10 protein-coding genes are annotated in these 13151 nt (G+C 35.0%); 8 read left to right on the top strand and 2 right to left on the bottom strand.

Going from position 1 to position 13151, the window contains the following annotated elements:
- The first annotated feature begins 14 nt into the window (after positions 1-14).
- Positions 15-1217: a sugar ABC transporter permease gene (locus BEN26_RS01875; RefSeq protein ID WP_069799195.1), complete on the top strand. Its 1203-nt coding sequence runs from the start codon at positions 15-17 to the stop codon at positions 1215-1217.
- 46 nt (positions 1218-1263) lie between these two features.
- Here the strand turns inward: BEN26_RS01875 and BEN26_RS01870 are convergent, their stop codons facing one another.
- On the bottom strand, positions 1264-3537 hold the full coding sequence (locus tag BEN26_RS01870) for a YcdB/YcdC domain-containing protein (protein ID WP_069799193.1): 2274 nt from the start codon (positions 3535-3537) through the stop codon (positions 1264-1266).
- Between the two features lie 162 nt (positions 3538-3699).
- On the opposite strand from BEN26_RS01870, the gene BEN26_RS01865 reads away from it, so the two are divergent.
- From BEN26_RS01865 to BEN26_RS01835, 7 genes are all read left to right on the top strand, one after another.
- Complete coding sequence (locus BEN26_RS01865) at positions 3700-4875, top strand: hypothetical protein (protein ID WP_069799191.1); 1176 nt, start codon at positions 3700-3702, stop codon at positions 4873-4875.
- Between the two features lie 202 nt (positions 4876-5077).
- Positions 5078-5683 carry a histidine phosphatase family protein gene (locus BEN26_RS01860; protein WP_069799505.1) on the top strand — a complete coding sequence of 202 codons (606 nt, stop codon included), beginning with the start codon at positions 5078-5080 and terminating at the stop codon, positions 5681-5683.
- A 33-nt stretch (positions 5684-5716) separates the two neighbouring features.
- The gene (locus BEN26_RS01855; RefSeq protein WP_069799190.1) at positions 5717-7717 is read left to right on the top strand and encodes a sensor domain-containing diguanylate cyclase; all 2001 of its coding nucleotides are present in this window, start codon (positions 5717-5719) and stop codon (positions 7715-7717) included.
- 101 nt (positions 7718-7818) lie between these two features.
- Entirely contained in the window at positions 7819-8820 is a 1002-nt protein-coding gene (locus tag BEN26_RS01850; protein ID WP_069799188.1) for an MBL fold metallo-hydrolase, read from the top strand.
- Between the two features lie 35 nt (positions 8821-8855).
- Positions 8856-9512: a phosphatase PAP2 family protein gene (locus BEN26_RS01845; RefSeq protein WP_255421836.1), complete on the top strand. Its 657-nt coding sequence runs from the start codon at positions 8856-8858 to the stop codon at positions 9510-9512.
- Between the two features lie 105 nt (positions 9513-9617).
- Complete coding sequence (locus BEN26_RS01840; protein WP_069799186.1) at positions 9618-10565, top strand: aldo/keto reductase family protein; 948 nt, start codon at positions 9618-9620, stop codon at positions 10563-10565.
- A gap of 94 nt (positions 10566-10659) precedes the next feature.
- Positions 10660-11574 (top strand): ketopantoate reductase family protein, encoded by a 915-nt coding sequence (locus BEN26_RS01835; RefSeq protein ID WP_069799185.1) that lies wholly within the window; start codon positions 10660-10662, stop codon positions 11572-11574.
- A 166-nt stretch (positions 11575-11740) separates the two neighbouring features.
- Here the strand turns inward: BEN26_RS01835 and metC are convergent, their stop codons facing one another.
- Positions 11741-12913, bottom strand: coding sequence for a cystathionine beta-lyase (gene metC, locus BEN26_RS01830; protein ID WP_069799183.1), 1173 nt, complete (start codon positions 12911-12913; stop codon positions 11741-11743).
- Between the last annotated feature and the right edge of the window lie 238 nt (positions 12914-13151).

The raw sequence follows: 13151 nt of genomic DNA, 5'->3' as shown, positions 1-13151 counted from the left end.
AAGGAGGCTTTAGAATGACAACAAAATCTGGAAGTCAAACCTCATTAGAAATCATCAAGTTTTCAATGAGAAACAATATAAGACAATATACGATGTTTATTGCTTTAATCGGTATCATGTTCATTTTTTCTATGATAAATGATGTATTTTTCACCCCAAGAAACTTATCTACTCTATTTATGCAAACAGCTCATATTGCAATTCTTGCAAGTGGCACAGTATTAGTGATTGTTGCCGGTCACATTGATCTATCCATTGGTGCAGTTGTTGGCCTTACAGGAGCGATTGCAGCTATTCTTCAAGCAAATTATGGACTAGGTGTTGTACCCGCAATTGTAGTTACATTAGCTATAGGTGCACTTATAGGATTATGGCAAGGATATTGGGTAGCTTATAGAGATGTGCCTGCTTTTATCGTCACTTTGGCTGGAATGATGATTTTTAATGGATTATTATTGGGGGTTACAAAAGGAGAAACCATTGCAACAAGCAATACCTTTAACAAAATCGGCCAAGATTATATTCCAACACTTTTTGTAGAAAATTCACCAAAAGATTTGCTTCCACATGATACAACAATTATATTTTTGGTTTTAATCGTTATAGGTTATTTGTGGTATGAAATAAAGAGAAGAAAAGAACGAATCAATTATGGGTTTGAAATTTTACCATTAAAATTGTTTCTTCTTAAGATTGGTTTAATTACATCGTTAATAACGGTTATCTTTTTAATTATGGCACTTTATTTAGGAATTCCTTATTCAATTTTGATTTTAATGATAATTGGTAGTATCTATACGTTCATCACAACAAAAACAACCTTCGGTAGACACGTATATGCAATAGGTGGTAATAAAGAAGCAGCCAAATTATCAGGGATTAATATTAGACAACGAACATTATGGATATTTATTTCTTCAGGTATTCTTGGTGCCATTGGTGGTATTATATATACGGCTAGAGTTGGATCAGCAGCTGCATCGGCAGGGCAAGGGATGGAACTTGATGTTATTGCAGCAGCAATTATTGGTGGTACAAGTACATTAGGGGGACAAGGTACAATCATCGGTGCAATCATTGGTGCTTTAGTCATGTCTACCTTGAATAACGGTATGCTGTTACTAGATGTAGGTACAACAGAAAGGCTCATTGTCAGAGGATTGGTTTTATTATTAGCCGTATGGATTGATATATCATCCCGTAAAAGAAATGCCTAGCAAAAAAGCTTAGCAGAGATTTTTTCTCCGCTAAGCTTTTCTCATTTTAATAATAATATTGTGGGTTTTCTCGATAGTTGTTTCTAACTTCAAGGAAACGATAGAAAGCTTTTGCTGCAACAGCACGAGTAACTTTCTCGTTCGGTTTGAAGTTGGTACCATCTCCATTCATAATCTGAAGAGCAGACACAATCGCAACATGGCCAGGGTATTTTAATTGATCCTGATCTTTAAATTTGATTGCGAACAATCCTTTCGTTTGCGCTAACTTGTCATATCCTAATGCTTTTACGACAAATTGAGCCAATTCTTCGCGTGTTATTGCTTCATCTGGCTTAAATTCTTTGTTTTTATCTATGGTAATGAGGTTACGTCTTACCGCATCTTCAACAAAAGCATAGTAAGCAGATTCTTTACCTACATCTTTAAAGCTTTGTTGGCCTCTCGTGTCAATGTATGGATAATAGTTGCCACCACTTTGTGCCATGATAAACATTTTAATCAATTCACCACGGGTGATGTTGGCATCAGGAAGGACTTTGCCGTCTTTTACATCCAATGCTTTGTAATTCACCATCACTTGAAGCTCTTTTTCTGCCCAGTGGCCTTTAATATCTACAGGTTGCACTTTATCTTGGATAATTGAGCCATCTTCTCTACTTCTCCATTCACCTGTTGTGGCATCAAGGAAAGTAGGGGCATAATTGTATTTATACATATTTGTATCCTTTGGCCGGTAAACAAGGTAAGCCTTTCTCGTTTGTTCTTGTGAGGTGGGCTTTCCATAGATTGTATAGGAAGGATATGGAGCAAAATAGACAAGCTCTAAATCTACCTTACTTAACATGATTTCTTTAGCTTTTTCCATATCTATGGTTTTGGGTAATTCTTTTGGATAATTCACAACTCCCCAATAGGAATCATAGTTCGTTACTTTTCCAGTTTTTAAGTTTACATTCACATTGATGTTTTCTCGATCAGTCGGAATACCATGAACAAGACGTCTAAAGTTAAAGTATGCACGACCTTCTTGTGACATTAGTTCTGTATTTTCTACATCTTGTAGATAAACCTCATGGGCTTTAGAAGGTGAGAAGGTTTTAACAGCATCAATTGCTACTTGTTTAGCTTGTTCATAAGTGAGTTTATTCTTATCTGTATCTTTTGTCGCAGTATAATCATCCATATAGAAGCTGAGAAGTTCGCCTGTTATCGCATCAATCGCCATACTGGAATAAGACCGTTTATCTTCATTTGCGAAGGAAATATTCCATGCAGCATGACCACTTGGATAGTAGTTAGAATTATAATAGAGGCTTTGAAGTTTTAGATCGTCTACTGAGAATTTTTTGATTAAATCTTCAGCGATTTTTGTAATTTGTTCTTCTGTCAATTCCTTACCTTCTTTAGGTGCAGAAGCTAATGGTTGATCTACGATGGGCTTAAATGTTGATGCATCCACTGCTTTAGGCTGGCCTGGTAAATAGAAGGTTTCACCTGTTTTTGCATTGATGTATTGAGGTTCTAAGGATGTATAAGCTAAGTAAGCTGTACCATTACCTTTATATTGTCGATATGGAAGTATAAAAGAAAGATTGATGTTAAATTGTTCAGCAAATTTAGCTTTTGCTTCTTCAGCTGTAAGATATTGATCAGCATCCTCAAATTCAATGTCTCCAGTAAAATTATAATTGAAATTGGTGACTTCCCCATCCCCATTGACTTGTACATAAATGCTTTGGTCACTAAATGGAATCCCATTTACCATTCGACGATAGGGGAAAGAGTAATAAACAGGTCCATTTAATGGGGGTTGGTAATTGGCGAGAAAATTAGGATCGACTTCAACCTGATTTAAGAGATCTGGATAGATTTTTTTAACATATTCATCCGCAATTTTCTTTGCTTCTTCTAGGCTTACTTTCGCAGGGTACATTGAAGGAGATTCTTTGTACTGATAACTATCTAGTGATAATAGTATACCTTCGTTTGCATCAATCGTTACGGATATGTGTGCCTTTGTCTGGTTATTCTCTTCTAGTCTCCAATATAGGCTCCATGCTGCTCTATTGGGATAACCCCAATTGGAAGAAAAATTAACACTGTTAAGCTTGTAATCATCTGGGATCGTTACATACTTTTTAGCAAGCTCAATCGCTTCGTCTTTTTGAATTTTCGCTGAAGTGACAGCAATTTTTTCTGCTTGAGTCATTGTAGATGGGATAACTTCTTCTGCGGCAAAAGTTAAAGCTGGGAAGGAAGTAAAGACTAACGCACTTGCTAGTGAAACAGATAGAATTGCTTTTGTTCCTTTTTTCATTCCATAACTCCTCTCCTTGTATTTTTTTCCTTCACCCTAATAGACGATTTACATTTGGAAAAGGTTTCAAAAAAATAAAAATTTTTTACCTAAAGCATAAAATGATGATATACTTTCTTGTATGGTAAAATATAGATATTATTTTCATAGGGGGTGTTCTTTTTGAAATCTAAAATTTGGTTAATTGGACTTATCATTTTGCTGATCATGATCATAGTAAGTGTCACATATCTAATAAAACAAGAACCTGTACCCCCTGAGGAAACAGATTGGAATCAACCAGATGAAAGAAACCCGACATCAGAAATTGATTCTTTATATGAGCAGGGTAAGGTTCCAAAGTTAGAGAAACTTATGGTGAATAACATATTTATCCAAACCGTTTATTTCAATCGGATCCCCTATTTTTTGGGGTTTAGTTCTGACGGTCATTATGCAGCTTTCATTCATTATAATGACACAGATGAGGTTGGATATCTTGTACAAATATATGATACTTGGTTAGGAGATTTGACGTATTCATTTTTTATTCCAGACCAAGAAAAAATAGTTGAATCAGAGGAGATTAAACTGGCTCAAGAGGTATTAGATCATGGATTTAATATCCAAGTCTTTCCACGTAAATTAAATTGGAAAAATGGAATGAAATATAAGAACGGTCAAGAAACTTGGGTTTTTCAGGAATTAAGCAAACAAGAAAAATCTAAGATAAAGCTATCAAATAATCGATCGCAAGAAGAATGGTTGTTTCCTGGATTAGCTGATGAAGGAGAAAAATATATTGATCTATTTTCTTTCCCTGGCAAAACAAACTGGCTAGCGTTTGTGCAAACGGGATTTGATTCAGAAGAAACTAATAGAGCAAATCAGTTTAAACCGATCTTTATCCAGTTAGAAAAGTTAACAGTTAAAAATAGTGAAAAAGGAAAGGACAAAGAAGCAGATAACTGGTTATATGGGAATTTTAAATTTATCTATGATCAAGGAGTAACAGGAGTTAGAAAAGGGTATATCGCTATTTCAACAGATAATAGTAGCTTAAAAAAAGAAATAGGTCAGAAAAAAAACATAACAGAACAATGGGTTTATTTAGACCCAAAAGGAACTATGATTTGGTATGGGAGTCCACAGGGGATTTTTAATCGGGATACAAAACCCATACATCCGCAAAAAGGGTATTATTATTACCAAGTCAATATTACAATGAATGGTGAAAAAGATATATTACAATATTTTGTTGTTGATCAATATGAGAGTTCAACAAACAAATTAATAAGAACAATAGAGTTTCAATGGGATGACAAAGTAGGAGAAATGAGACCAATTCAACCAATATAGGTCTTTTTAACTAGCGATTGTCAGTTTATGTTTGTGACTTCCCCTGGTTTTTCGTAGAAATCAGGGGACTTTTGTATGAAAAAGTCGCAATTTGTCGATAGGAAAATAGTCTTATTTTTATATAGAAACTGGTGTAATTGTTATATATAATGTTAATAGGTTTTTGAACCTATTATTTTTTTTTGGAGTGGAGCATAAAATGATGAAGACAACAATTTTTTTAATCAGACATGGTGAAACAGAATGGAATAAAGAAAAACGATTTCAAGGACAAAAGGATATTCCTTTAAATAGATTTGGTCAATCTCAGGCTGAAAAAGTTGCGCAACGATTTTACAAGGAAAACTATAAAGTTGATGCAGTCTATTCTAGTGATTTAAAACGGGCAAAGGAGACAGCAAAGGCAATTGCTTATCACTATGGGAAAGATGTTCAAGTACATATTGGTTTAAGAGAAAGGTCCTATGGGCTTTTAGAGGGAAACAAAATTGAAGATATCACTGCAAAATATGGAATTCATTTAGGAAATCTTGAAGAAGCAGGGGCTTTTGATGTTGAACCCTTTCATTTATTGAAAAATAGGGTCTATAGTGCAGTAAGAGAAATTGTAAAGTGGCACGCTGGTGAAAATGTGGTCATTGTTAGTCATGGAGGAGCCATCAATTCTTTATTGCATGAAATTAGTCAAGGTGAGTATGGACCAGGGAAAACAAGAATTGTGAATACTAGCATCACTACAATCACGTATGATCATCTATTAGATTTTTTTCATATAGAAGACGTCAATAACGCATCACATGTAGAGTAAAAGAGGTATCAAAGGGAGAGGAAGGGAAGTAAAATGGCATCTTGCTGTGGCCAAAATTTTGAAGATTTTAAAGAAAGTAATCGTCGAGAAGACTTGATTAACATGGCAAATCAATATGCAGCAGAACAACAACTAGATGCTACCCGTATTCCTCTAGGGATCAGATTAAACCTTACAAATGATCATCATTTAGCACAAGTCTTCCAACTTTTTGTTAAACATATTCAAGACAAAGAATATGTTTGGAAGCATGGTATTTTAGCCTTGGCAAATCATCAAGGTCAAGTGCTCGAGTTAACCTATGAAAAAGACCTACCCTTATTCCTTCAAAAAAAGGATCATGAGTATTTTGATTGCAGGATAGAAGCAATTGGTGCAAATGCATTTGGTTTAACAGCAAAAACTTGTAAAGCTGAATTTGTAAATGGGAAGGAACATTTTCTTCAATATTTGCATGATGCTCAAACGACCTCTGTCCCTATTTTTGATTCTAATCAACAGTTTATTGGTATTCTAGGATTTATCTCTAAGATGAATGATAAATGGCAAACGATCGGTTGCTTACAGGGCTTGTTGGTCGCTTTTGAACTGGCACTAACCGAACATGAGAAAATCGAAACGTTGGAAAGAGAAGCAAAAAAAAGAGAAGCCCTATTGGAAATGACACAAACCTTGTATTCCACAATGGATGTAAATGAAGTTTTATCAGTGGCAATTCATCATTTTCAAAGATTTTATCCTAATGTACAATTAGAACTGTGGTTAACACAGGAATTATTGATTCCTAATCTTCCAATTAAACAAATGACTTTTATCCCTAATAGTGAAGATATTAATGGGCAAGCCTTTTTGGAAGGAAAATTAATTCGCAGAACAAAAAGAGAAAACCGGCAACAGGGAGAAATCGCTGCACCATTAAAAGGAAAACAAGGGATTTATGGTGTAATTCATATTGCTTGTCAACACTCGAATGTATTTACGGATGAAGAGATTAGTTTTATTTCTAGTGTAGCAGATATTATTGGGACAGCTTTTGAAAAAGCAAGATTATATCAACAATCGAATAATCTAGTCAAAGAGTTACAGGTGATTAACGATCTGACAAAACGCTTAAATCAAAGTTTAACAAAGGATTCTATCCTGCAATTTGTTCTTACTGAACTTGGACAATTATTTGATGCAGAACATGTCTTTGTTCTTGAAGTGAATGACAGAAAAGATATTTTAAAAGTGATTGCCTCTAATTCTGATGAAAACGTAGGTACGATTGTTTCTGTAGAAAACGGATATATGGGACTCGTGTATAAAAATAAAGAACCGATTATTATTTCAGACACAGAGACAGATTTAACCATAAAAGATGCTTATGCAAAACAATTAGGCTGCCGTTCGTTAATGTCGGTACCTATTCTTTCAAATGATGAAATTATAGGAATCCTTTCTGTATCAAATCAAAATCCATTGCATTTTTCCTATGATAATTTTAAAATGCTTCAAGTTTTTGCTCAACATTTAGGTTTAGCACTAACAAATGCCATCCTGCATGAACGTTTGCAACAGTTGGCAATCACTGACTATTTAACCGGTTTATATAATCGTTCTTATTTAGATGAAAAAATTCAACAATCGATGAATGGAGATGAACAAGGGTCGATTTTATTACTAGATATTGATGATTTCAAAAAAATTAATGATACCTATGGTCATCAAGTAGGCGATCAGATCTTAGTACAAGTAGCGATGATTCTTATCTCAAGTATTCGAGACACAGATACTGCGGTCAGATGGGGAGGGGAAGAGATTGCTCTTTATCTGCCAAATGTAGATCCAAACGTTGCAAAAAAAGTAGCCTTTCGCATTTTAAATCGAATTAGCCAAGAAACAAATCCTAAGGTAACAGTTTCTTGCGGTCTTGCCTCATGGAAAAGAGAAGATCAAGAGGTTAATCGATTATCCCTATTTCGGATGGCTGACAAAATGTTATATGAGGCTAAAAATAGTGGAAAAAATCAAGTTAGAGTCTTTCAAAAGTAATCATATTTCCCCCTTTATGATTGAAGAGAATCTCTAAAAACTGTACAATGAATTTAAGGAATTTTCTGATATTAAAAACTTGACTTAAAGGGGATATCATCGTGAATCGGTTACAGACAAACTTAGAAAACCAAAATATAAAGTTGATTTCGCTAAACCTTCCAACCCCTTTTCCAGTAGGTGATGTTCATGCCTATCTTCTGGTAGGTGACAAAATCACATTAATCGATGCAGGAATAAAAACAGAACAAGCCTGGAAATCATTGATATATCAAATAAATGAAAATGGTATCCGTCTTAAAGATATTGATCAAGTCTTACTTACACATCATCATGTTGATCATATTGGTCTTTTGGACATATTAAGACAACACCATTCTAAATTAAAAGTTTATGCCCATCAATGGACCATTCCATGGGTTGAAAAAGAACCAATTTTTAATCAACAACTTACTCTCTTTTATGAGAAACTCTATCTTGAAAATGGATTATCAAAGGAGCAGGTGCAAAGAATCAAATCGTTTAATCAATATTTGAATCAATTTATGGATCCTGTTAGCGATATTGAGTTGATTGAAGATGGTTCATCATTACCTCATCTTCCAAATTGGAAAGTACTACATACTCCTGGTCATTCTCAAGGGCATATCGTATTATATCATGAGAAAAAAGGAATTCTTATTGCTGGAGACTTTATTTTGGAGAATACAAGTTCAGGGATTTTTGTAGAACCCATTTTAATAAACAATCTTTTTTCTAGAGCGAAAAGTGGAATAGATTATCTACATTCGCTTGAAAAAATAAAAGGATTAAAGATCGAAAAGGTTTATTCTGGACATGGTAAAGTGATCGTCAATCTAGATGAAATGATAGATCGGCAATTCTCTCGTTTTAAGCAACGTTCAGAGCAATTAAAAGAAATTCTTGAACAGGGTTCTTTTACTGTATATGATTTGATGAGAAAAGTATATCCAAACCGGTACGAGAAACACCTGAACTTATTTTTTTCTGAAATATTAAGTTTTCTTGATTATTTAGAGTACAATGGTGAAATTTCCAGCTTCAGACAAGATCATTTAATCAAATACCAATTAAAAACGTAAAAAAACCACAAAAGTGACGTCTTGGAGGAGATTAATTGAATATACACCATAAAAATAAACAAAAAACAGGAAGAAAAATAGGGTTTCTCCTACTTCTTAGTTTTGGTTTAATTGCTGCCTTTGTTAGTTTTAATAAAATTCAATGGTTTGACTTACCGATCATCATATGGGTTCAATCATTGGAAAATTCTTATTTAACAGAGGTTATGAAGTTTTTTACATGGATAGGTTCTACTAAAATTGTCATAGCCATTATCATCATAACCTCCATCATATTGTATGTTTTACTAAAACATCGTATCGAGTTAGTCTTTTTTGTGATTGTGATAATTGGATCAACAGCTTTAAATAATTTGTTAAAGGTTATTTTCCATAGAGAACGTCCAACGATTCATCGCATCATTGAAGAAACTGGATATAGTTTTCCAAGTGGACACTCTATGGCAGCTTTTACGTTGTATGCAATGATATCCTTTCTACTATGGAAACACCTTCGCTCCCGATTTGGTAGAGGATTGATGATTCTCTTTGCAACAGTCATGATTCTTTTAATTGGAATCAGTCGAATCTATTTAGGGGTGCATTTTCCAAGTGATGTGTTAGGTGGATATTTGGCAAGTGGTGTTTGGTTTACGTTAAGTGTGATGATCTATCAATGGTATCTTGAAAGACGGGCAAAAAGGAATAAATAGGCCTTCTTACACTGGGAAAATAGTGTAAATATTAAAAATATGTTAAAATTAAAAATGTACTTTCATTTTCAATAGGTAAAAGGATTTAAAAGGGGGTTAATAAACATGCAATATCGTCATTTAGGAACAACTGGAGTAAAAGTGAGTGAAATCTCATTGGGTAGTTGGTTAACTTATGGTGGTTATGTAGAAGATCAAAATGCAATTAACACGATACATAAAGCCTATGAATTAGGGATTAACTTCTTTGATACCGCCAATGTATATCGTCGTGGTGAAGCAGAAAAAGTAGTAGGAAAAGCCTTGAAAGACTTTCCACGTGAATCCTATGTTCTTGCAACTAAAGTCTTCTGGCCAATGGGAGATGGCGTGAACGACCGCGGATTATCTCGCAAACATGTGATTGAGCAATGTAATGCGAGCTTAAAGCGTTTAGGTTTAGATTATGTAGATCTATACTATGCTCATCGTTATGATCCAGAAACACCATTAGAAGAGACTTTGCGAGCTTTTGATGACCTTATTAACCAAGGTAAGGTTTTATATGTTGGGGTAAGTGAATGGACACCAGCTCAGATTGCTGAAGCTATCCATATTGCAGATAAAAAATTATTAGACCGAATTGTGGTCAACCAGCCCGTATATAACATGTTAAACCGCTATATTGAAAAAGAGATCATTCCATTGTCTGAAGCACATGGAATTGGTCAGGTTGTTTTTTCCCCACTTGCTCAAGGGGTATTAACAGGTAAATATAAAAAAGGAGCACCTGCACCAGCAGGAAGCCGCGGTGCCGATCCAGAAGCAAGTCAAATGATTGCACGGTATATGAAGGATGAATTCTTTGAGCGTATTGATCAATTAGAAGGTGTAGCTAAAGAGCTTGGCTTGACATTAGCACAATTGGCGATCGCTTGGATATTACGTCAAAAGAACGTATCCAGTGCGCTCATTGGTGCCAGCCGACCAGCACAAGTAGAAGAGAACGTTAAAGCAGTAGGTGTAACTTTATCTAAGGATGTTTTAGATCGTATCGAAGAGATTTTAGCTTAATATAGGGCTAGCTTAGTGAAAAACCAGAGGAGTACATGAAAAAAATGTACTCCTTTTAAGTCAAGTACAATGGGTAAGAGGAGGAGGATGTAAAATGAAGTTTGCTGTGATGGGTGCAGGAGGAGTAGGTGCCTATTTTGGGGGATTATTGGCACAAAAAGGTCACGAAGTCACCTTAATTGCTAGAGGAGAACATTTGAAAGCACTTCAGGAGAATGGCCTAACAGTACATAGTGTTCACGGAGATTTTCAGCTACCATTAAAAGCAGTTGCTGATCCACAAGATGCTGGATTGGTTGACGTCGTTTTATTTACTATAAAAGGCTTCGATATCAAAAAAACGACCGAGCAGATCCTACCTATTTTAAAAGAGGATTCAATGGTTTTAAACCTACAAAATGGTGTAGGTAATGAGGAAATCATGGCTGAAGTTGTAGGAAAAGAGAGAGTATTGGGCGGTCTTACATACATAGAAACAACGATAGAAGCACCTGGTATCATTGCTCAAAAAAGTGCAAAACGAGATATCATCTTTGGAGAAATGGATGGACAAATTACAGAGAGAGCTAAGCAATTACTATCTGTTTTTCAAGAAGCAGGTATACCAACGGTTCTTTCTGGCAACATTCAAAAGGATATTTGGAAAAAGTTTATGTTTATTAGCTCTTTTAGCGCAATTACTACGATTACTGAATTACCGGCAGGTGATGTTTGGGCTTGCGAAAAAACAGACCAACTTTTCCGGAAACTTCTTAAAGAGGTAAAGCATGTTGCCAGAGCGAATGGCATTGAATTATCAGATGAAGATGTAGAAGTAGCTTATCAAATTGGACACAATTTTGCTCCGACAACTAAATCCTCAATGCTCGTTGACTTTGAACGGAGAAAGCCAATAGAGGTGGATAGCTTAAGTGGTGCTGTTGTTAAATATGGAAAAAAAGCAAATGTTGAGACACCATATCATGAAATGGTGTATGGTGTTCTAACATTAAAGGCCTCGAAGTTTTAATAACACCCACAAAAATGTCGACTTCCTTCGAAGTTTAGTCCGATTACTTTTGCGGGATCCTATCAAAAATAAACACCTTATACTGCACAAAAGTATAAGGTGTTTTTAAAATTTGCTTAGAAGATTAAAATGTAATTGCTGCAACAAACAAACCAGCTTTGTTTTGTTATAGGTTATATTTTACATTTAGTTTTGAAAAAGCCTGTTCGAAATCAGCTAACAGATCTCTAGGATTTTCTAACCCAACAGATAAACGAAGCAACCCATCTGTAATTCCTCGTTTTTCCCGTTCTTCCTTCGGCATGGCTGCATGGGACATTTTTGCAGGGTAAGATAGGATCGATTCAACTGCTCCAAGGCTTACAGCAAAGACAGGAATTTTTACTTCTTTAACAAATGTTCTCACGGCTTGTTCATCTTTTAACCGAAAAGAAAGCACTGCACCAGCTCCTTTGGCCTGAGATTGTTGAACTTCAAAACCTTTGTGTTCTCGTAACCCTGGATAATAGACTTGTTCTACTTGAGGAATTTGCTGCAAGTACTTTGCGATTTCCATTGCAGACTCTTGTGATTGCTTTAAACGAACATGTAATGTTTTAATTCCTCTTAAAATAAGCCAAGCATCTTGTGGACCTAATATAGAACCAAAAGTATTTTGAAGGAAATAAAGTTTTTGTCCTAACTCTTCATCCTTAACCACAGCTAAACCAGCAATCACATCACTATGGCCAGCAATGAATTTGGTTGCACTATGTAAAACAAGATCTACGCCCAATTCTAAAGGTTGCTGTAATGCAGGGGTTAAAAAAGTGTTGTCAATAAAGGTTAAACATCCGTGTGTTTTAGCTAAATCAACAATTGCTCGAATATCAGTGATTTTAAGGGTAGGATTGGATGGTGTTTCAATGTAGATCACTTTCGTATTCGGACGAATGCTTTTTTTTACCTGATCTAAATCTGTCATATCGACAAAGGTATATTCAATACCGAAACGAGAAAGAACTTGGGTAACAAGACGATAGGTACCACCATAAACATCTTCAGTGACTAATACATGATCTCCTTTAGAAAAAAGCATAAAAGCTGTTGAAATAGCGGCCATTCCAGATGCAAAGGCAAAACCCCTTACTCCATTCTCAAGTTCAGCAATGGTTTGCTCTAGGGCATCTCTTGTTGGATTTCCAGACCGACTGTAGTCATATTGGCCAAACTGATCGAAATTAAATTGATGAAAGGTAGATGCATGCTGAATAGGAACGCTAACTGCTCCTGTAGAAGGATCTATCGAGTGTTTATTGTGAACTAATAGCGTCTGAAAACTTAATTCATTTTGATTCAATTGGAAAACCTCCCATTATTAAAATCATTTCATATAAATGTACATGATGAAAATAAGTTTTTCAACCGCAAAAAGTAAAAATTCTTATTTTGAATAATAATAATTCTTAATTGAATCAATTTCATAATTCCTTCTTTTAAAGAAAGACAGACCTGCAGAATTTAAATCGTTTTTAAAATTTTTAAGTTTTTAAGCAGCTTTTTGTTGGTTCAACTTGGCATTAATCCGATCAACAGCT

Origin of the sequence: Tepidibacillus sp. HK-1 (assembly GCF_001748485.2) — a bacterium.
Taxonomy (GTDB): Bacteria; Bacillota; Bacilli; order Tepidibacillales; family Tepidibacillaceae; genus Tepidibacillus_B; species Tepidibacillus_B infernus.
The sequence above is the reverse complement of the archived record's forward strand: the minus strand, read 5'-3'. Positions and strand labels throughout refer to the sequence as shown.